Source organism: Halorubrum miltondacostae, assembly GCF_041379815.1.
Classification (GTDB): Archaea; Halobacteriota; Halobacteria; order Halobacteriales; family Haloferacaceae; genus Halorubrum; species Halorubrum miltondacostae.
On sequence record NZ_JBEDNY010000002.1, the window covers coordinates 180,423 to 200,801 of the forward strand.

The following is a 20,379-nucleotide window of genomic DNA, read 5'->3' on the forward strand; positions in this document are numbered from 1 at the left end:
CTCCACTCCGTCTCCGCGTCTCAAAACGCCTGTGGTCGGGCGCGTTTCGTCCGTTCAGCTCTCACGGTCGCCCGATCGCTGTCCGCTCGTACACTCGTTCTCTTCCTCCGGCGACGGGCTCAGCGGTCCCGGACACGGCCACCCGGCGGAGGTCTCGTCGCGGGTCCCGTCGACGTCGCCGACCCCCGGCGGCCCGGCGGGCACCGCGACGACGATGACCGTCCGCGTCTCGAAGGAAACGGGCTCCGTCGCCCCGAGCGCGATCGACTCGCCGTTCACCTCGACGGTGACCTCGCCGCGCTCGCGAACGTACTCGAACGGGCGAGCGGGCGTGCCGACGTTCGCCCGGAGCGCGAACCGCGGGTACTCGCCGCGGACCTCGACGCTCCACGCGTTGACCGTCGCCACCCAGTACCCCGGAACCGGCGCGACCGGGATCCCCGCCCCGACGCTTCGAACGGGCTTCGGAACCCGCTCGTCCGGCACCGACGCGACCGCCTGCCGCGCGCGGTCCTCGATCGCCGACTCGACCTTCTTCCGACGAATCGCGCGGGACGCGACCGTCGTCTCGTCGACGAACCGGGCCGGCACCCGGACCGCGTCTCGGCCTGCCTCCGCCCGTGCCGCGACGCGGAGGTGCGCAGCGAGCCCGAGCCGCTCGACCGCCGACAGCCCGGCGACCCGCGCCGCCTCGCTCCCGACGCGCTCCGGGTACTCCCCCTCACCGACCGCGACGGCCCGCGCGCCGATCGAGTCGTACTGGGCCGCGACGCGGTCCATCACCGCGTCCCGCTGCTCGCGCGAGAGCGCGGTCCGCTCCGCGAGCTGGGCCGCCAGCGCGTCGTCGAGGCGCCCCAGTGAGGCGTCGACTCGTCCGGCGAGCGCGTTCCTGTCGGCGCGGAGGTCGTCGTTCGCCGCCGCGGCGAGTGCGTCGTCCGCCGCGAGGAGTGATCGGCCGGCGACGCCGAGTCGGACCGTGTCGTCGGTGCCCAGGATCCGGTCTGCGATCCCGCCGGAGACGTCGCCGTACGGGACCGTAGCGTGGTTCACGTTTCGCGTCGCGAGCGGCCGGGTCGTCGTGCCGTCGACGCTGTCGAGGCGCTCGCCGTCGACCGCCGTCCGCGGGAGGTAGCCGGGCGATCCCTCCGGCGCGAACCTGACTGCCCCACCCGGCCCGTCGCCGCCGACGGCGTAGGTCCCCGGATCGCGGGCCGCCTCGCGGCTGGCGATTACCTCGCCGACCGGTGGGCCCCCGAACGCATCGTTCACGCTGTCGAGGACCCCGTTGGCCGCCGCCTCCCTGTCCTCGGCCGCTGATTCGAGTTCCGCGACGACCGCGTCCAGATACGCGACGCGGGCGGCGACTCGCCCCCGGTCGACCGCGCCGTCGTACCGCGGCGGGGCGTCCCGGAGGGCGTCGCGGCGGTCGCGAACGGTCCTGGCGAGGTCACGGTACGGCGTCGACTCGCCGACCGCGGTCTCGGCCATCGACGCCTCGGTCTCCAGCTCTCGGACGCGCTCCGCCAGCGACGCGACGTCCGCTGCGACCTGGTCGACCGCGGCGTCCGAACGATCGCCGTAGAGTACCGTCGACCCCGTCACCTCGCCCCGCTCGACCGCGGCACGCGCCAGTCGGTCGACGTCTCCGTCCGTCTCGACGTTTAGCGCGTCCCTCGCGGCCGCCGGCGCGTCGCCCAGGTCCGGCCCGGACCCGTCGCGACCCGCCGCGGCACCGAACGTCGCGGTCGGCCTGTCCGGCGCGTCGTCGCGCGGCGCGTACGTTCCGACGACCGACACGCGGACGCGGTACCGGTCCGTCGCCGCGTCTCTCGTCACGGTGCGGTCGACGCTCACATTCCGGACAGATCCGTTCGGTCCGCGCTCGACGACCCGCCGCTCCCACGTCGCGGTCGCGGCGCGCTCGACGACGACCTCGCGGGTCGCGCCGCCGAACGACACTGCCTCGCCCGGCGACACCGTCTCGCCGTCGGTCCCCGTCCGGAGGTCGCTCCCGTCGACCGCGCGGACCCGCTCCGTCCGCGACGTGTCGACGCGCCGCCAGGGCTCGCCGAGCCCCGACTGCGGACGGTCCGGCGCCGCGGGACCGCCGTCGACGGTCCGCGTCGACTCCGTCTCCACACTCGCCTCGACGCGGTGACTGCCCCGCACGATCGCTTCGAGGTCGTCGTGGACGCGCGTGGCGGCGCGGTCGGCCGCGTGACCGATCGCCACCGACGCGGTCTCGCTCTCCCGTTCCGTTGACGGGCCGAAGGCGCCGCCGTCGCCGCCGTCACCGCCAGCGGCGTCCCCCGGCGACGGCGTGCGCTCGTCGGTCCCGTTCCCGGCCGGGGTCGGCGCTCCGAGGACGGCGTCCGTCCACGACGGTTCGTGAATGCCGGTTGGCGAAAGTAGGTCCGCCACGCCGGTCTCGGCGGTCGCGCGCGCCACGCCGCCGCGGGCGTCGGGGTCGCTCGTCCCGAACACGTCTCGCTGGACGCGCACGATCCCCGCGTTCGCCGACAGCTCGACGTGGCGGTTCGCGACGACGTTCTCGACGGGCGCACCGGCGTACTGCCCGTACCCCCGGGCCCACGCCATCGCGTAGAGGCTGGCGGTGACCTGCCGTCCAAGCCCGGGTCCCTCGACGGGTCCACGGTCGAGCCGCCGCTCGAACCGCTCGGTCCGCTCGTGGGCGGCCAGGGTCGGGACGGCGACCGTGACCGTCCGGGGGCGCGTCCGATTCACGACCGTCCGGCCGCCCCGAGTCGCGGTCGTCGCGACCGCCTCGAAGGTGATCCGCGTCGCCGTCCCGTTGGCGACCGGCTCGACGCGGACCCGTTCCCGGGCCGCGACGAGGTTCTCCGCCGACTCGACCGGCGGGAGCGAGACGGTCGCTTCGACCCCACCGATGTCGCTCTCGACGGCGTCTAGCGCCTCGCTCCCAGCGATCGCGAGTCGAATCCGGAACGCGTCGCGGAACGCGGACCCTTCGCGGACCGCTTCGGCTCCTGGCCCCGTTCCATTCGGCGGCCGGGTCACCGGCTCCGCCGCCGCGTCGTGGGTGGCCTCCCGAGCCGCGCTCCTGAGGGCGGCGGTTGCGTCGGCCTCGACGCGCTCGACGGCGCGTTCGACGCGACGGTCCTCGCCGACGAGGCCCTGATCGGCGAGCCCCGCGGCGTACGCCGAACTGGTCACGAGCAGCAGCACGCCGACGAGCGCGAAGGGAACCCGCGCCCGCTCGTCGACGGTGAACGTCCGCGCTCGGCCCGTCTCGCTCGCCCGACCGCGACATCGGTCGCCCACGCTCACCACCTCCGAACGACGATCCGAACGACGCCGTCCGACGGCCGCCGCTCGTCGCTCGGCCCGTCGAACCGATCCGGGATCGGTTGCCGGACCACGGCGGCGGCGATGTTAGCGCTTCGGGGCGGTTTGGGACCGAAGCCGACGAGATCTCGGCGCTCGGCCGTCGCTTCGCTTTGCACCGCCATCGCGTCCGCCGACCCCCGTACACCTCTGTCCACGGCGGGACCACCGGCGTCGTTCGCGTGGATCGATTCGCCGACCTCCACCATTACGTCGACCCGCGTCCGCGGACCGAGTCCGTCGCGGACGACCTCGACGGCGCGGCGATCGAACGCCGTCGCCGCGTCTCGGGCGGCGACCAGCGCGAGCAGCTCCGCGCGGGTCGCGTGAACGCGGCGCGTCTCGTTCGGCGCGTCCGCGTCGGGATACGCCACCGTCGCGGTCTCGGTGACGAGGCTGTCCGCGACGTCGGTGGCCGTCGGGCCGCCGTAGCCGCCGGGGTCGCTCGCTCCGAGCGCGACGACGCTGGCGGAGACGCAGAGCAACAGCACGGTCACGTCGAGGACGGTGCTCGTCATCGCCACACCACCGCGCGGAGCGTACCCCGGACGTTCCGTCCCGGCGCGACCCGGACGGTCACCCGCCGTTCGACGACGACGACCGCCTCCGGCGACCGGACTCCCGGTGGTCCCGGGGCGTCCAGCCCCGACGCGGCCAGCCACCGTTCGCCGTCCGCCTCCAGTTCGACCGCGGTGACGGTCCCCGGGGCCTCGACCCGGCGCATGCGGGCCGGTTCGGCGACGCCGCCGACGGTGATCGCCTCCTCGGCCCGGTCGAGCGCCGCCGCCGCAGTCGACCGATCGTCGCCGGACGTCGCGTCCGCAAACGCGCCGGCGTACAGTCCCAGCGCGAGCCCCACGACGACCACGGCGACGAGCGCGGCGATCGGTTCGACAGCGGCGCGCCCGTCGGCCGAGAGCGTCGGACGCGAACGGCCCGATACCGCCGGTTCGCTCCGTCTCGTGGAGTTCCGTGGCACGGACGATCACCCGACCAGCGTGACGCGGACGTCCCCGTAGTGGACTCGCCGGACCGCGATCCGATCCGGGGCGGGTGCCCAGCCCCCGTCCGTCGCCCTCGCTCGTTCGGCGGCCGCCGCGAACGACGCCGGGTCGTCGAACGCGGCGTCGGGTGGGACGCCGTCGAGGACGCGTCGAAGCCGCGCGTCCGTCGTCGCGTTCGACGCCGCCGGCGTCACCGGCGTTATGCGCGGTGCTTCCAGCCGTGCCCGCGCGCTTCCCCGCTCGTCGCCGAGCGAGACGGAGTCGTTCGTGAGCCGGACCCGCTCCGCCGCGATCCCGTGTTCGGCTGTCGCCGGGTAGTCGCCGCCGCCGACCGAGTCGACGGTGCGGGCGACACCGTCCGCGTCCGGGGGCGGTGAGGCCGGAAACGCCGCGGCCACGCCGACGGCCGCGACGCTCACGACGGCCAGGCCGATCCACGCGTACGTGGCGTCGAGGTGCGTCTCGAACATAGCGCGGCTGGCCGCGGCCTTATATAAAAACGATCGGCGTCGAAGGGTGGAGTGACTCGTCGCCCCCGCTATCTTTCACCGGGATCAAAACAGGACCCCGGCACCGGCGAACGCGACGAGGAACGTCGCGGTGGCCGTCGGCAGCGCGATACCGATCCGATACGCCACGAGCGTCCGGTCGAACCCGCGCTCTAACCCGGTCGCCAGACCCGTGAGGAGCGCCGCGAGGAGCAGCACGTACGTCCCGACGATCCGTCCGAGCGCCGGAACGGACAGGGAACCCGCACCCACACTCGCATTGGCCGCGCCGCCGCTACCGGCGGCACCGCTCCCGGCGGCCGTCATCCCGCTGCCCGCGCCCACTCCGCCGCCGAGCGCGTCTGCGCCCGCGGCCGCTCCGGCGCCGAGCCCCCCGACGTCGACGGTGTCGATCCCCGTCGCGAGCGCGACGGTCGCGCCGCCCACGAGCGGCGCGAACACCGCGGCGGTGTTCGAGAGGGTCCCCGTCACGGTCGCCAGCTGGCGGCGCGCGTCGCGCTCCAAGTCGCGGAGCGCCTCCAGCTGGTCGGCGAGCTCCAACAGCACGTCGCCGGCCGGCCGCCCTTCTCGTGCGGCGACGGCGAGCAACGCGATCGCACCGCGGAGCCGTGGCGACGGGACGGCGGCCGCCGGGCCGCCGCGTCCGAGAAACGCCTCCCGGACGCCGACGCGGAGCGTGTCGCTGCGCCGCCCGGCGCGCTCGAACACTTGGCCGGTCGCGCCGTCCAACCGCTCGCCGGCGTTCGCGAGCGCGGCCTCGACCGCGACCCCCTCCGCCACGTCGCCGCCGATCACGGTCATCGCGTCCGGCAGTCCCCGCTCGACGTCGCGGACGTCCGACAGCACCGCCCGACGCGGCCGCGCGAAGACGAACAGCGCGCCGCCGACGCCGACGCCGACTCCCGCGATGGGCCACGCCCATGACGCGACGAGCCGCGCCGCGGCGACGGCGGCCCCTGTCCCGAGGAGACAGCCGACGAGCAACGCCCAGCCGCGTCGCTCCGGCACGTCGGGGTGATCGCCGCCGATCCGCGGCGGCGGAAACGCGACCGGACGACGAGAGAGCAGCCACGCGGCGGCGGCGACGAGCCCCCCTGGGAGCGCGACCAGGTACAGCCCGGCGACGAGTCCGGGACCGACCGCGACGCCGGCGGCGGCGCCGGCCGGGAGCAGCGCGACGAGCGCCAGCGGCAGCAACACGCCGAACGCGTACAGCGCGGAGACTGGCCCTCGCACCGCGCCGACGAACGATGCGAGTCGGTCGGTCGTCCCCGAGAGCGTCGCGTCGAGCGCCCTGTCGAGACACCGTCCCCGGCGCTCGGGCGGTGCGGTCGCCGCCGTTCGGACGAGCGCCGCGGCGCGGTCGATCGCCGGGAACCAGGGCCGCCACTCGCGGGCGAACGCTTGGAGCCCGCTCGTCGGGCCGTCCGCGCTCCCCCGCTCGTGGCGGGAGAGCGCCGCGGCGAGCGGACCGTCCCCCGTCCGCCCGGCGAACCGGACTGCGCGCTCGGTCGAGGGGTCGAGCCGCATCCGCAACACGAGTCGCCCCACGAGCCCTGGTGCCGCCCCGAGCGCCCGCGTCCGCCTGAGCGACGCGAGCCACACCGGCGTGCGGTGGACCGCGTGCGTCACGCCGACGGCGGCGGCAAGTCCCGTGGGCGCGGCGACGACTGCGCCGGCGATGAGAGCCACGGCCGCGGCGACGCCCGCGCCGGCGACGACACCGCCCCGATATCCGAGGGACACGACCCGCTCCGCGGAGACGTCCCAGCCGAGGAACGCGATCGCCCGTCGCAGCTCCGCAGACGCGGTCGATTCGTCCCCCGATCCGGCGTGGGGTTCGCCCGTCACCAGGGAGGGGTCCTCCGTCATCGGTCTCCCCCGCCGTACCTCGCCGGCGCCGTTCGGCCTGCGCGCACCGCGTCCCGAATTTGTTCGCTTCGCCGATCGACGGCCTCTCGGACCGACGCGTACGATTCGCCCGGGACCGCCAGGTCCTCGATCAGTCGACTCTCGCCTCGGTCGATGCGCCCCGTTCCGATGAGTCCGCTTCCGATCCGCTCGAAGAGCGGCTCGAAACTCACCCCCTCGCCGTGATCGGCGACCTCGACGATCGACTCGACCCGGTGGTCCTCGAGGACGGCAATCAGGTCCGTGGTCGCGAACGAGGATCGAGGGACGCCGAGATCGGTGACGACGCGCTCTTCGACCGCTGCCGCGTCCGCTCCGTGGATCGTCCCGAGGACCGTCTCGTCGGCGGCTCCGACGCGCATCGCCTCGTACAGCGCCTCGGCTTCTTCACCGCGCACCTCGCCGACGCTTATCGCGCCGCCGCCCATGCGGAGTGCCGTTCGGACGGCGTCCGCCGGCGCGAGTTCCGCCCCGTCACCGACCCGGAGGCGCTGGGCGTCCCGCCCGGCGTCGGCGAGCGCGTCCACCGGGAGTTCGGGTGTGTCCTCGACGGCGATCGTCCGCGTTCCGGCAGGTATCTCCCACAGCAGCGCCCCGAGAGCGGTCGTCTTCCCGGCCGCTCGTCCGCCGGCGATCAGCCCCGCGACGCCCCGCTCGACGGCGACCGACAACAGCCCGGCCGCCGCGGGAGTGAGCGTGCCGACCGACACCAGCCGCGGCAGCGTCCACGCCTCGGGGTCTCCGCGCCGGAAGGTGAAGGAGAGTCCGTCGCTGGCCGGTGCCGTGGTCGCGGCGACCCTGACGCGACCGGTCTCCGACTCGATCGTCGCGTCGAGCGTCGGCGTCGCCCGCGAGAACGCTCGGCCGCTCGACCGGCGGAGCCGCGACGCCAGCGTCGCGGCCCCCTCCGGCGGGAGGCGCACGTTCGTCCGGCAGCGCTCGCCGTCGAGGACCACGCGCAGGGGGTTCTCCGCGACCGGCGCCGTCACCGTCGCGTCGCTCACCCTGTCGTCGGCGAAGACGTGTTCCAGCACGCCGTAGCCGTGGGCGTGCCGCCGCAGGATCGCTGTCACGTCGGCGACGGGGTCGCCGTCGTCCGCCACCGCTCGTACCGCCCGTCCGGGCGCCCTGTCACCCCCCTCCGGGTCGTCGAGCAGTCGGTCGCGGGCGGCGTCCAGCGTCGCCACGGCGTCGGCGTCGAGGTCGACGGTCGGCGGCGTGAGGTGGTACGTCTCGAGTGGACCGTCACCCGCGTAGCGCCGGACCGTCGCGCCGGTCGACACCGTCCAGCGGTCGACCAGCGTCGCGCCCGGGGGCGGCGCGGTCGCCACGCGCGCGGTCGCCGCCGTCGGACCGACGTGGGCCCGCAGGACGCGGTTCAGGTCTCGGTCGCTGCCGTCCACATCTCCCCCGAGCGCTTCGACGGCAGACAGCAGGTTCGTCCCTGTCGCGATGCGGTTCACCGGTCCGGCGCGGCCCGCCGCCTCCGCTGCCGCCCCGAGCGGATTGCGGACGACCCGGTCGGCGAGCCGCTCCTCGTGGAACGCGACCCGCTCGCGGAAGCGTCCCGCCGCGACGAGGAGAGCGGCCGCCCGGTCGGCGTAGGAGCGCTCGCGCCCGCGGTGGCGAGTCCTGATCACGTCCGCGTCGCGGTCGGCGAGTGCCTTGACTACCGTCGCGAGACAGTCCGGGCTCGCGGCGAGGTCGCCGCGTCCGGGGCAGTCGTCGGCGTCGACGTCGAGCACTACCCGGTTCTCGACGCCCGTTCCCACGGGCTCGCGGAACGTCGGATCGCAGCGACATCCGTCGGACCCGCAGCCGATCCACGAGAGCGTTCGGAGCGGCGTCTCGCCGTCGCCGCCGGCGATCCGCCCGGTGATTCCGATGTCCATGCCGGCCGTGGCCGCAGTTCGGTACATAAACGATCGCCCGCTCGTCGGCCACCCGCGCTCGGCCACTACCATTCCCTGCCCCCATCCCGCCCCACTCCGCCGCGCCGTCCCCATCTCACCCGACTCGGCTGATCCGGACCGTCGGTCCGTCGTCGTCGACGTACCGGATCCGAATCCGACTCGCTCCGCCGGTCCGGAGCTCGATCGGCCCGCCGACGGGGTCGACGGCCGTCTCGGTCGGCCCCGTGCCGACGCGGAGCATCCGCTCAGAACGCCCCTCGATCCGATACGCGAGCGCGACGCCGCTCGCCCCCCTGGACGGCTCGACGAGCGCGACCCGGTCGATGTCCGCCGCGGCGAACCCCGCCGGAACGCGGACGAGGACGGTCGTCTGCGCGGCCATCGCCGGGTCGCTCACGGGAGTGGATCCGGCGACGACGGCGCCGATCGCCCGCTCCAGCCGGTCCGCCTCGACACCGATCCGCTCCGTCGTCGTCGCGGTCCGAGCAGTCTCGACCGCGGGCATCGACGCCGCCAGCAGCGCGACGGCGACGAGGACGGTGAGTACCACGCGGATCACGGGGCGGTCACAGTGACTCCCGGAGTCGATCGAGCGCGTCCGTCGCCCACGCGCCGCCGTCGCCGTCTCCGTCGTTCCCGTCACCGCCGGTGCGAGGTCCGGTCCTCGGCCGGTCGTCCGGCAGAGCGGCGTCGATGGCGCTCTCCGACGGGACGGCCCCCTCGCCGCCGGTAGCCGGCTCGGGACCCTCACTCTCGTCGTCTCTGCCGGCCGCCGTCGCCCGCGCCAGCGCGAGGTCGGCGCGACGCTCGACCTCGCGGTTGACGGCCCTAATCGCCCCCGCGTAGCCGCGGATCGCCTGCGTCGCGGACTCCAACTCGGCGACCCGCGCCTCGAGGTCGTCGAGCCGCGATCCAAGCCGCTCGCGCTCGGCCGTCGCCTCCGCACCGGCGGCCACGTCTGCGGGCCGCGTCTCGCCGCCGGTGACCGCCCGTTCGACGGCGCGGAGTCGGGTCTCGATCTCGTCGCCCGCCGTCTCCCTCGTTGCTTCTGCGTCCGCCGTCCCCCTCGTTGCTTCTGTGTCCGCCGTCTCCCTCGTTGCTTCTGTGTCCGCCGTCTCCCTCGTTACTTCTGCGTTCGTCGTCGCCTCCGTTCCCGTCGTCGCGTTCGATCCCGCCGTCGCCTCAGATACGGTCCTCGACGACTCGACGCCGTGCGCGTGATCGGGCATGCGACCCGTTGCCCGCGGTTCCACTCTTAAAGCTCGGGGAAAGGGTATTGTTGGGGGGGCTGGTAGGTGTTCGCATGAAAGCAGTCCTCCTCGGCGTCGGACAGGCGGGCGGCAAACTCACGACCGCCCTCGCGGAGTTCGACGCCGACGCCGGCTACGGTGCGGTCCTCGACGCGCTGGCCGTCAACACCGCCGCGGCCGACCTCGATCCCCTCCCGCTCGAAACGGTCCTCGTCGGGCAGTCGCGGGTCAACGGGCACGGTGTCGGCGGCGACAACGAACTCGGCGCCGAAGTGATGGACGAAGACGTCGTCGAGGTGCTAGACGCGCTCGCGCCAAAGGTCACTGCCGAGGCGGAGGCCGTCTTCGTCGTCGCCGGCCTCGGCGGCGGGACCGGCTCCGGCGGCGCGCCCATCCTCGTCCGCGAGCTGAACCAGGTGTACGACGTGCCGGTGTACGCGATCGGCGTCCTCCCCGGCCGCGACGAGGGGACGATGTACCAGGTGAACGCCGGCCGGTCGCTCAAGACGCTGGTCCGCGAGGCGGACGCGACGATCCTTCTGGACAACGACGCGTGGCGCTCGGCGGGCGAGTCAGTCGAGGGCGGCTACGAGGCGATCAACGCCTCGATGGCGAAGCGGATCGGCCTCCTCTTGGCCGCCGGCGAGGCCGTCGAGGGCGTTGCCGAGTCTGTCGTCGACACGAGCGAGGTGATCAACACGCTGCGTGCGGGCGGAATGGCCGCGGTCGGGTTCGCGTCCGCGCCCGCGGCCGAAGACCCGCAGGAGAACGTCACCACGGTGACGAGCGCGGTCCGGAGCGCGGTGATGACGGGGCTCTCGCTGCCGAGCGCCACCGACGCCGACGCCGCCCTCGTCGCGGTCGCGGGCGACCCGGACCGGATCTCCCGGAAGGGCTCGGAGAAAGCGCGCAAGTGGCTTCAACAGGAGACGGGCTCGATGCAGGTCCGCGGCGGCGACTTCCCGCTCGACTCCGACCGGATCGCCGCCCTCGTCCTGCTCGGCGGCGTCGAGCGCTCGCAGCGCGTCGAGGCGTTCCTGAAGCGCGCGCGCCAGGCGGTGCGCGACGAGCGCGAGGAGAAGCCCGACCCGGCGGCGGCGTTCGAGAACGACGAGATCGACGACCTACTCTGAGGCGGCGCAGGTTCCGCACCTTTTTACTCTCGCCCTGCCGACTCTCGCCCGATGACCAACCCGTGGGACGACTGGGACCACGTGCTGAAGGTCGATCCCGACAAAGACCTCCAGCCGGGCGAGACCTTCGAGGACGTCTGCCGGACCGGGACGGACGCGATCGAGATCGGCGGGACCCTCGACGTCACCGCGGAGAAGATGACCCGCGTCGTCGACGCCGCCGCGGAGTTCGACGTGCCGCTGTACCAGGAGCCCTCGAACCCCGGCGTCGTGATCGACTCGCCGGCGCTCGACGGTTACCTGATCCCGACCGTCTTCAACGCCGGCGGCCCCTTCTGGATCACCGGCGCACACAAGGAGTGGGTCCGGATCGACGACCTCGACTGGAGTCGGACGCACACCGAAGCGTACATTGTGTTGAACCCCGAGGCGTCGGTCGCACAGCTGACCGAGGCGGACTGCGATCTCACCGCCGACGACGTGGGCGCCTACGCGAAGGTCGCGGAGCGCATGTTCGGCCAGGAGATCGTCTACGTCGAGTACTCGGGCACGTTCGGCGACACGGAGAAGGTCGCGGCCGCCCACGACGCCTTGGACGACGCCGCGCTCTTCTACGGCGGCGGCATTCACGACTACAAGTCGGCCAACGAGATGGCCGCCCACAGCGACGTGGTGGTCGTCGGCGACCTGCTCCACGACGAGGGCGTCGACGCCGTCCGCGAGACGGTGAAGGGCGCGAAGGACGCGCAGGACGACTGAAACGGGGTTCTGCTGCCGGAAGCGGTCGATTCATGCCGAGAGCGTCTCTTCCGGCGCTCAGTCGTCCGCCGCCCGCGGGTCGGCCGCGTAGCCGTCCAGCATGTTCTCGACGTACTTCGCGATCACGTCCACCTCCAGGTGGACCGGGTCGCCCACCGACTTCTCCGAGAGCGTCGTCAGGTCGTAGGTCGTCGGGATGATCGCCACGTCGAACTCGCCCGCGCGCTTCTCGGCGACCGTCAGCGAGATGCCGTCGAGCGTCACGGACCCCTTGTCGACGAGGTAGTCGCCGTGGCCCTCCGGGATCGCGAACGTGAACCGCCAGTCCTCGCCGACGCGCTCGATTCCGGTCACCTCGGCGACGGTGTCGACGTGGCCCTGGACGACGTGGCCGTCGAACCGCCCGTCAGCGGGCATCGCGCGCTCGACGTTGACAGCGTCGCCCGTCTCGACTTCACCGAGGTACGTCTTCGCGACCGTCTCGCTCGCGAGGAACACCGCGAACCACTCGCCGCCGCCGTCGGCGACGCCGTACTCCTCGACCGTCAGACAGACGCCGCTCACGCTTATCGACTGGCCGTGGTGGAGGTCGTCGAACCCGTCGACGCCGATCCGCAGCCGGAGGCCGTCGTCGGTCTCGGTGCGCTCGCGGACCGTCCCGGTGCCCTCGACGATGCCGGTGAACATACCCGAACGTGGGGGCGGGCGACGGATATCGGTTCTGGGTCCGGACGGGGTCGCTCTCGCCGACCGCCGTTCGTCTCGGCCGGGCCCCTTTTGCCCTCCGGGGATCAACGGGAGGTCGATGCGACTCGGAGTGCTGGACATGATCGGGTTGGCGGCGTCGCTCGTCTTCGCGCTCCCGCTCGCGAACTACGCCGTCGTCCGCCTGTTCGCCGGCGAGGTCGCGCTCGGCGCCGGCCTGCTGGTCGTCGCCGCTGCGATGGTCGTCCTCCCGCAGTACTTCCTCGACCCCGCGCGGGTCCTCCGCCGGTTGATCTCGGGGCTGCTCCCCCGACAACTCCGGTCCGACGACGCGCCCGCAGCGGAAGAGTCCGAGAGCGACTCTCCGGAGCGCTAACCGCCGGCGCGAACGCCGATCGCCGTCACGTCCGCCGTTGGACGACCGCAGTGACGAGCAGGAGCGCGAGAGCGCCCGCGACGATCCCGAACCCGGGCGATTCGCCGACGGACGCGTTCCCGCTCTGCCCGACCCCGATCGACTCGTCGACGACGAGCACCTCGCGAGTGACCTCCTTGTCGAGCCTCTCCTTCCCACGGACGGTGAGCGTCGCGCGGTCGCCGTGGCTCGCCGGGCTCAGTTCGAACGTCGCGCTCGCCGACCCGTTCTCGACGGTCGTCTCTTCCGTCATGATGAACCCCGTACTTGCGTCCGTGTCCGAGCGGATCCGGAGATCCACCGTCTCGCCGTCGTCGAGCGGGACGGAGACGGAGACATCGGTCTCGCCCGGCTCGACGACGAGATCGGCCTCCTCGACGTCTGCCTCGGTGACGGTCGTCGGCTCCGCCGACCGGTCGCTCTCGCTTTTCTCGCTTTCCTCGCCGTCGTCGGTTCTGCCACCCTCGTTCGGATCGCTTCCGCTTTCTTCGTCCCCGTCTTCGGCTGTGTCTCGCTCTTCGACGATCACCGTGCCGACGGCGTCGACGTCGCCGCCGTCGAAGCGCAGTTCGATCCCGTACTCGCCGGGGGCGATCGGTTCGTTGAGGGTCGTCTCGCGGTCGATATCGACCGTCGCGTCCCCTTCGGCGGTCAGGGGCGTTCCGCCGCCCCCGGTCTCGGCGTGGTCGAACACGAGCGTCGTGACGCCGTCGTCGTTCGGCGTCACCGTCGCGCGGAGCACGTACCCGACCTCTTGTTCGTCGCCGATGACGATCTCGAACGCGTCGGTGCCGTCGGTCCGAACGCCGATCTCGGTCGTTCCGTTCTCGCTCACCGTGACGACGCTCGTCTCCAGCCCGGCCGGCTCGTCGGCGGCGACCGTTCCGGCCCCTGCGAGCGACAGCCCGGCGACCGTGACCCCGACGACTGCGACCGCGGCCACGAGGAGCGCTGTAACAGTCGGAAGTCTCTTGGTCTCGGTACGTCGGGGCGGCTCGACCTCGCCGGTCTCGCCGCTTCCGTCGGAGGGTTCTGACGCCATACGGATCAACTCTCGGGCGGCGCTGAAAAAGAGCCGACGGTAACTCAAACAGCGGTCGTAGCTATCCGCCGTCCTCCCGCCCGGCCGCCCCGATATCCAACGGGTACTCTGCCAGGATCTCGTAGCCGTCCTCGGTGACGAGGACTAGGTCCTCCAGCCTGACGCCGCCGACCTCGGGGTCGTAGACGCCGGGCTCGACGGTGACGACGTGCCCCGCCTGTAGCTCGCCCGCGCCCGACAGCGACGGTCCCTCGTGGAGGCTCACGCCGACCCCGTGTCCGGTGCCGTGGGTGAACCCGGACTCGCCCTCTCCGGCGTTCGGTTCGAAGCCGTACGCGGCCAGTTCGGCCGCCGCCTCGCCGTGGACTGTCTTGGCGGGAACGCCCGGTTCCACCTCCGCGAGCGCCGCCTCGCGGGCGGCCTCGACCGCGACGTACGCGCGGCGCTCCCAGCCGCCGTCGCCGTCGACGACGAACGTCCGCGTCACGTCACCGTAGTGGCCGTCCGGGCCGCGCGGCGAAATGTCTAACAGGACCGTCTCGCCGGGCCGGATCAGGTCGTCGCCGACGTAGTGGAGGTCGGCCGCCGACGGGCCGGCGCCGATCACCGTGTTGCCGGCGTCGCGGACCCCGCGGGCGGCGAGGACCGCGTTCACTTCGCGGCGGAGCCGCTCCGTCGTCAGCGGGTCGCCCTCCCAGCGGAGCGGGGGTCGGCGGTCGCCGTCGGGACGGGTGGCTCCCGTCCCTTCGTCGCTTGGCTCGACGGCCTCGCTCTCCGCGAGCACCGCCTCGGCGCGGGCCATCCCGGCGACCGCCGCGCGCTGGACGCGACGGAGCCGATCGACCTCCGCCGGCGTCTTGTGCGCCCTCGCGGTCGCGACCGCGTCGGTCGAGGACAGTTCGTTGCCCGCGCGCTCGAGATACACCGCTGCGTCGTGCGGGACCGACGCGGGCGTGAGGACGGTTCGGCCGGCTGTCTCGGACGCGTTTCCGTCCCCTCCGACGAGTTCCGCCAGGACCGCGGCCGCGCGCTCGCCGGCGTGATCGCCGACGCTCTCGGTCCGCACCTCGCGGACGACGCCGTCGTGGAACTTGGCGCCGCCGCCGTCGTCATCGTTTTCCGCTGCGGCCGGCTCGCGCGCGGTCGCGACGAACTCGCGGTTCGCCTGCTCGCGGAACAGGGCGGGGGCACACAAGACGGCTCGGGCGGCGGGTGCGTCCGTCGCCGCGGTCTCCCGGTCCGTCGCTGCGCCTTCTCCCGCCTCCGGGACGACGACCAGCGCGTACAGCCGGTTCGGCCCGAAAAAACGCGTTAGGTAGCGCAGGGCGTCGTCGAAGCGGTCGCCGACAGCGACGAACGCGGCCGCGTCGGCCGCACGGACCGCCTTGACGATCGGCCGGAGGTCGGTCCGGAGCGGGCGGAGACCCTCTCCGGTGTCGTCCCCGGGCGCGTCGCTCCCGCTCACGGCTCGGGCTCGGGGACGGCCAGCTCCGCCTGGACCTCCTCGACGAGCTCTTGGGCCGGCTCCTCGCGGAGCTCGTTGAACAGCAGGACGCTGATCGGCAGCGTCGGCGCGCCGCTGATGAGGCTCTCCATGATCACGAGCCGCTCGCGGGCGCGGGACATCCCGACGTAGAAGACGCGGCGCTCGTTGTCGGTGAGCACCGGCACGGGGCTCGTCGCCTTCGTGAACTCCTCGACGCCGTCGACGTCGGTCGGGTCGTCGATGGAGGCCGCCATCTGCTCGACCACCTTCTCCGTGAGGTCGGTGGCGACGAACACGTGGTCGGCCTCGCGGCCCTTCGCGGAGTGGATCGTGCCGACGCGGACGCGGGTCGGCTCGGTCCCCTGGTAGTCGCCCTCGAAGTACGCGCCCATCGACTTGCGCTGGAAGCTCGTCACCTTCCGGACCATGTCGTCGGCGCTGGCGGTGTCCGGCATGAAGGGGATGTACTCGTCGAGCGTGTCGGCCGCGACGTCGATCTCGGCGACGTCGTCGGCGTCGGCCGCCTCCTCGCGGTCGTCGAGGTAGTCGTAGAACTCCTCGCGATCGTGGGTCCCGAACGCCGATTCTTGGAGCATGTCGGCCAGCCGCCGCGCCTCCAGCCCGGTGACGGAGTTGCCGGCCTCCGCCTTCTCGACGGCGCTGACGTAGTCTTGGACCCGGTCGGTCCACATTCGCCCGTCGGTGAGCATCGTGAACGGGATGCCGTGGTCGATGAACTCGTCGATGAAGTCGAACATCTGGTAGCGCGCCCGGAACAGGCACATGATGTCGCCCTCGTCGTCCTCGACGGTGTACCGGACGTTCCGGACGAGCTCGATCATCGACGGCGACTCGATTGCCTCGACGGTGCCGCCCTCCGTGCGCGGGTGGAGGTCCTTCTCCTGGCGCTTGTCGATGTGGCGGATCTCCGCGTTGACAACGTTGAGGATCTCCGAAGGGAGCCGGTAGGAGTTCGGGAGCACCACGTCCTCGTCGACGTTGGTGTCGAGGAGGAGGTCGGGGTCGGCCCCCTGCCACGCGTAGACGACCTGGTCGTCGTCGCCGGCGATGAGCACCTTCTCCATGTGGGGCCGCCACTCCTCGAAGACGTTGTACTGGAGCGTCGTGATGTCCTGGAACTCGTCGATGATCAGGTAGTCGACGCTGGGCACGAGCGAGCGCTGCGCGACCCGTTCGAGCATGTCCGCGAAGCCGACGAGGTCGTTCTCGCCCTTGTACGTCCGCCACGCCCGGATCGTCTCGGGGATGTCGATCCGGTCGTCGTCGGAGGGCCACGTCGGCGTGTACTTGTTCCCCTGCTGGGCGTTGGGGTCCTCCTCTGGCGGGAGCCGGACCTCTTCGACGTTCCACTGGAAGGGCACGTCGTACCAGTCGGCCACGTCGCGCTCGGTGCGCTGGAGCCACTGCGAGGTGGCGATGATCTTGTTGCCGATGGTCGTCGAGCGCGCGGTCCGGCGGCCCGCTCCGCCGTGCTGGTCCTCGAACTCGATGCCGTACTCCTCGCAGAACGACTCCTTGTCGTCCTCGCCCACCACGTCGCCCCGGGAGAGGTCGAGCAGTTCGTACGCCTTCGCGTGCATCGTGCTCACGTTCCCTTGGAGGCTGCGCGGCGAGATGTCGAGTCGCTCGGCGAGCCGTTCGCGGATCTCGGCGGCGGCCGCGCGGGTGTACGAGACGACGAGCACGTCGCGGACGTCGGCGCCCTCCTCGTCGAGGATCTCTTCGACGCGGTCCAAGAGCGCGGTCGTCTTCCCGCTCCCGGGCCCCCCGAACAGCCGCGTCACTGTGGTATCAGTCATTGTTACCTCCAGATTCCGGTTCTCCTTAAACGCCGTGGCTCTGGACCCGTCGGCGGTGGTCTCGACCCGAAGACGGGATACCGGGGCGTTCCCGCTCGCTCGGCCGGCTACCCGCTCCGGGTCGCGCGCGCCTCGCGGACGTCGGCACCGTCGCGGACCAGGTCCTCGCAGGCCGGACAGACCCGAGGCCGATCGACCTCGTTCGGGGTGAACACCCGAACGTAGTCCGTCGTCACGAACGAACCGCAGTTCTGACACGTCGGCATGGTAGCCACTATCGAGTAATTCCTCATAATACTACCGGGGAGTACGACGGAAAGAAAACTCGCGGACCGGGGCGGTCCGGCCGTCAGCTCGGCCGCCAGTCGCAGACCGAACACCGCGCGGACCCTTCCTCGTGGAGCGCACCGCACTCGGGACACTGAAGCTTGTTATAGGATCGCTCCCAGCGTACGATCTCTGTCTCGTGGCCGTGATCGGAGAGGAACTCGTCGAACACGTCGTCGTCCGAGCTGGGTGCACTACTAGACATGCGTGACATGGTATGACACACCAACATATATGTCTTTCTGTCGTTCTCGCAGCTGCGAATTGCGCGATCGAACGATCGATTTTCGAAGAAAACAGACGCGATACGCAACTTCGACGCGCAGCGGCCGCCGTAGGAGATCATTCGTCACCGCTCACCACGGCTCATTCTTGACGCCGAGGAGGTACGCCCCGACGTTCGTGACGACGTGGAGGAGGGGGGTCATCACGAGGACGACCGCGAGGACGCGCGGCGTGAACACCGCCAGCGCCCAGTCGGTGTCGACGAGGAAGGCGAGCCCCAGCGCGCCGACGACGAAGTCTAGTTGGTCCAGCCCCGGGAACGCGGCGCCGCGCTCCCTCCCGGACCGCCGCTTGAGGAAGGAGGCGCCGATGTCGCCGCACATCGCGCCGAACGCGAGCGCGAACGCCGCCGGGAGCGCGAACGTCGGCAGGTCGCCTCCGAGCGCGGCGCTCGCGGGGTCGGCGAGCGCGTTGAGCCCGAGCGCGAGGAGCACGCCGACGAGCGTCCCCACCGCGGTGCCCCGCCAGGTCTTCCCGTCGCCGAGCAGCCGCGCGCCGTGCCACTCGCGCCCGCCGTCGATTGGGCGTCCGCCGCCGGCCAACACCGCGGCGTTGTTCGGGACGTACGCCGGGAGCATCGCCCAGAACGCGGTCGCGACAAGCGTACCGATCATGTCTCCACGGGCGGCGCGCGAGGTGTTATAAACCCCGGATCGCTCGCCGCCAGCTCCCGTTCTCCCGCACCGTCGCGATCGGCCGACGGTCGCCGTCGCGGCCGCGACGTGGCGGCCATCGCGGCCGAGTCGGCAAATGTAAACTTCGCCCCGACCGGAAGTTGGAATATGATTCCACCGATCGCCCGGCGGTTCGTCGCCGGCGAGGGCGTCCCGACGGCCCTCGACCACGCCCGCGCCGCGAACGAGGACGGCGTCGCGGTCATCCTGAACCTGCTCGGCGAACACTACGACGATCCCGCGGACGCCCGCGCGGACACCGACGCCTACCTCCAGCTGCTCGACGACATCGCCGGCAGCGGCCTCGACGCGTGCGTCTCGGTGAAGCCCTCGCAGATCGGCATGGACATCTCCGCCGACCTGTTCGAGGAACACTACCGCGAGATCGTCGCGCGCGCCGACGAGGTCGGCGCGTTCGTCTGGTGCGACATGGAGGACGCCGACACCACCGACGCCACCCTCGACGCGTTCGAGTCGATCGCCGCCGACTACCCGTGGAGCGTCGGCCAGTGTATCCAGTCGAACCTCAAGCGCACCGCGGACGACCTCGACCGACTCGTCGACGTCCCCGGTAAGATCCGGCTCGTGAAGGGGGCGTACGACGAGTCGTCGTCGATCGCGTACACCGAGAAGGCGCGCGTCGACGAGGCGTACCGCGACGACCTGACGACGCTGTTCGAACGCCGCGACCGGGGGATCGCGGTCGGCAGCCACGACCCCGAGATGATCTCGCTGGCGGACCGGCTCGCGCGCGACCACGGCGGCGACTACGAGGTCCAGATGCTGATGGGGGTCCGCGAGGACGCCCAGCGCGACCTCGCTGCGCAGAACGTCGACGTGTACCAGTACGCGCCGTACGGCGGCAAGTGGATCTCGTACTTCTACCGGCGCGTCCGCGAGCGCAAGGAGAACCTCACGTTCGCAGTGCGGGCGGTCCTCGGCGCGTAGTCGCGGGGGCGTTCCGGTCCTCGACGCGGCGTTCGAACGGTGTCGGCGCGTGGAAGCCCTCTTAAGCATCGCCGACACATACCGATCCGATAGATGTCCACGTGGAAACGCGACTTCGCCAGCGGGCTCATCGTGTTGGCCCCGCTCCTCGTCCTCCTGTTGGTCCTCCGCTGGATCTACCAGTACATCGCGTCGATCCCGCTGATCGAGGGGCTCCAACCCGACGTCATCCCGGCGCCGCTCGAGCCCGTCTCCCGCGTGATAATCGCCTTCGCGGTGTTCGCGACGGTCGTCCTCGCGGTCGGCTACTTCATGCGGACCACTCTGGGACGCCTAGCGGAGTCGGCGGTGGACGACGCGATAAACCGAATTCCTGCGCTGCGGGTGGTGTACAACGCCTCGAAGCTCGCGATCGAGACGGCAATTTCCGGCACCGACGAGCTCCAGAGCCCGGTGTACATCGAGACGTGGCCGGGGATCCGGATGACCGCCTTCCGGACCGGGAAGAAGACCCGCGACGGCAAGATCGTCTTGTTCATGCCGACCGCGCCGAACATCACCACCGGCTTCGTCATCGAGGTCGAGCCGGAGCGCATCGAGGAGACCGGCGAGACGGTCGAGGAGGGGATGACCCGCGTCCTCTCCGCCGGCTTCGCCGAGTCCGCCCATCAGGTTCCCGTCCACGAGGAGAACCCCGCCGACGGCGACGACGCGGACGCGCCGGGCGACTACGGACACGTCCGGACCGACGGCAGCCCCGGCGACGGCGAGGGGTCGACCGCCGAGGGGCATGGTTCGGCGGGTAGCGGTTCGGGCGAGTGACCCGCTTCCG

At 72.1% G+C, this 20,379-nt stretch carries 20 protein-coding genes; 5 read left to right on the forward strand and 15 right to left on the reverse strand.

Translation table 11 applies throughout. The annotated features are described in order from the left end of the window. Nucleotides 1–54: 54 nt before the first annotated feature. The 8 genes from ABNG04_RS06385 to ABNG04_RS06420 all read right to left on the reverse strand — a co-directional run bounded on the left by ABNG04_RS06385 (nt 55) and on the right by ABNG04_RS06420 (nt 9,932). The gene (locus tag ABNG04_RS06385) at nt 55–3,312 is read right to left on the reverse strand and encodes a DUF7286 family protein (RefSeq protein ID WP_371161049.1); all 3,258 of its coding nucleotides are present in this window, start codon (nt 3,310–3,312) and stop codon (nt 55–57) included. After that, nucleotides 3,306–3,890 (reverse strand): DUF7284 family protein, encoded by a 585-nt coding sequence (locus ABNG04_RS06390; protein ID WP_371161051.1) that lies wholly within the window; start codon nt 3,888–3,890, stop codon nt 3,306–3,308. The genes ABNG04_RS06385 and ABNG04_RS06390 overlap by 7 nt, the downstream gene beginning before the upstream one ends. After that, nucleotides 3,881–4,345: a DUF7285 family protein gene (locus ABNG04_RS06395; protein WP_371161053.1), complete on the reverse strand. Its 465-nt coding sequence runs from the start codon at nt 4,343–4,345 to the stop codon at nt 3,881–3,883. The genes ABNG04_RS06390 and ABNG04_RS06395 overlap by 10 nt, the downstream gene beginning before the upstream one ends. Before the next feature lie 6 nt (nt 4,346–4,351). Beyond that, nucleotides 4,352–4,840, reverse strand: coding sequence for a DUF7283 family protein (locus tag ABNG04_RS06400; RefSeq protein WP_371161055.1), 489 nt, complete (start codon nt 4,838–4,840; stop codon nt 4,352–4,354). Between the two features lie 84 nt (nt 4,841–4,924). Further along, a complete protein-coding gene (locus ABNG04_RS06405; protein WP_371161057.1) occupies nt 4,925–6,751 on the reverse strand; it encodes a type II secretion system protein in 1,827 nt (608 codons plus the stop codon). Next, nucleotides 6,748–8,682 (reverse strand): ATPase, T2SS/T4P/T4SS family, encoded by a 1,935-nt coding sequence (locus tag ABNG04_RS06410; RefSeq protein WP_371161058.1) that lies wholly within the window; start codon nt 8,680–8,682, stop codon nt 6,748–6,750. Before ABNG04_RS06410 ends, ABNG04_RS06405 begins: the two co-directional genes overlap by 4 nt. 115 nt (nt 8,683–8,797) lie before the next feature. Further along, nucleotides 8,798–9,262, reverse strand: coding sequence for a DUF7311 family protein (locus tag ABNG04_RS06415; RefSeq protein ID WP_371161060.1), 465 nt, complete (start codon nt 9,260–9,262; stop codon nt 8,798–8,800). 7 nt (nt 9,263–9,269) lie between these two features. Beyond that, nucleotides 9,270–9,932, reverse strand: a complete 663-nt coding sequence (locus tag ABNG04_RS06420) for a DUF7310 family coiled-coil domain-containing protein (protein ID WP_371161062.1) — start codon at nt 9,930–9,932, stop codon at nt 9,270–9,272. A 74-nt stretch (nt 9,933–10,006) separates the two neighbouring features. Here ABNG04_RS06420 and ABNG04_RS06425 point away from each other — a divergent pair, with 74 nt between their 5' ends. Further along, nucleotides 10,007–11,086, forward strand: coding sequence for a tubulin/FtsZ family protein (locus tag ABNG04_RS06425; protein WP_371161064.1), 1,080 nt, complete (start codon nt 10,007–10,009; stop codon nt 11,084–11,086). Between the two features lie 51 nt (nt 11,087–11,137). Further along, on the forward strand, nt 11,138–11,845 hold the full coding sequence (locus ABNG04_RS06430) for a phosphoglycerol geranylgeranyltransferase (RefSeq protein WP_371161066.1): 708 nt from the start codon (nt 11,138–11,140) through the stop codon (nt 11,843–11,845). A 57-nt stretch (nt 11,846–11,902) separates the two neighbouring features. Here ABNG04_RS06430 and ABNG04_RS06435 read toward each other — a convergent pair whose 3' ends face one another. After that, the gene (locus ABNG04_RS06435) at nt 11,903–12,532 is read right to left on the reverse strand and encodes a riboflavin synthase (RefSeq protein WP_371161068.1); all 630 of its coding nucleotides are present in this window, start codon (nt 12,530–12,532) and stop codon (nt 11,903–11,905) included. A 118-nt stretch (nt 12,533–12,650) separates the two neighbouring features. Between ABNG04_RS06435 and ABNG04_RS06440 the strand changes: the two genes are divergently transcribed. Further along, entirely contained in the window at nt 12,651–12,926 is a 276-nt protein-coding gene (locus tag ABNG04_RS06440; protein WP_371161070.1) for a DUF7533 family protein, read from the forward strand. Nucleotides 12,927–12,951: 25 nt separating this feature from the next. Here ABNG04_RS06440 and ABNG04_RS06445 read toward each other — a convergent pair whose 3' ends face one another. The 6 genes from ABNG04_RS06445 to ABNG04_RS06470 all read right to left on the reverse strand — a co-directional run bounded on the left by ABNG04_RS06445 (nt 12,952) and on the right by ABNG04_RS06470 (nt 18,539). Further along, nucleotides 12,952–14,007 carry a BGTF surface domain-containing protein gene (locus tag ABNG04_RS06445; protein WP_371161071.1) on the reverse strand — a complete coding sequence of 352 codons (1,056 nt, stop codon included), beginning with the start codon at nt 14,005–14,007 and terminating at the stop codon, nt 12,952–12,954. Between the two features lie 61 nt (nt 14,008–14,068). After that, complete coding sequence (locus ABNG04_RS06450; RefSeq protein WP_371161072.1) at nt 14,069–15,472, reverse strand: M24 family metallopeptidase; 1,404 nt, start codon at nt 15,470–15,472, stop codon at nt 14,069–14,071. Continuing rightward, on the reverse strand, nt 15,469–17,313 hold the full coding sequence (locus ABNG04_RS06455) for a UvrD-helicase domain-containing protein (protein WP_371161074.1): 1,845 nt from the start codon (nt 17,311–17,313) through the stop codon (nt 15,469–15,471). Before ABNG04_RS06455 ends, ABNG04_RS06450 begins: the two co-directional genes overlap by 4 nt. Nucleotides 17,314–17,420: 107 nt before the next feature. Then, on the reverse strand, nt 17,421–17,579 hold the full coding sequence (locus tag ABNG04_RS06460; RefSeq protein ID WP_006111597.1) for a DUF7563 family protein: 159 nt from the start codon (nt 17,577–17,579) through the stop codon (nt 17,421–17,423). 83 nt (nt 17,580–17,662) lie between these two features. Then, nucleotides 17,663–17,845 (reverse strand): HVO_0416 family zinc finger protein, encoded by a 183-nt coding sequence (locus ABNG04_RS06465; RefSeq protein WP_086220396.1) that lies wholly within the window; start codon nt 17,843–17,845, stop codon nt 17,663–17,665. Between the two features lie 151 nt (nt 17,846–17,996). Then, entirely contained in the window at nt 17,997–18,539 is a 543-nt protein-coding gene (locus tag ABNG04_RS06470; protein ID WP_371161077.1) for a CDP-2,3-bis-(O-geranylgeranyl)-sn-glycerol synthase, read from the reverse strand. Between the two features lie 168 nt (nt 18,540–18,707). Between ABNG04_RS06470 and ABNG04_RS06475 the strand changes: the two genes are divergently transcribed. Then, the gene (locus ABNG04_RS06475) at nt 18,708–19,547 is read left to right on the forward strand and encodes a proline dehydrogenase family protein (protein WP_371161079.1); all 840 of its coding nucleotides are present in this window, start codon (nt 18,708–18,710) and stop codon (nt 19,545–19,547) included. 93 nt (nt 19,548–19,640) lie between these two features. Then, nucleotides 19,641–20,369 (forward strand): DUF502 domain-containing protein, encoded by a 729-nt coding sequence (locus tag ABNG04_RS06480; RefSeq protein ID WP_371161081.1) that lies wholly within the window; start codon nt 19,641–19,643, stop codon nt 20,367–20,369. The last annotated feature ends 10 nt before the right edge of the window (nt 20,370–20,379 follow it).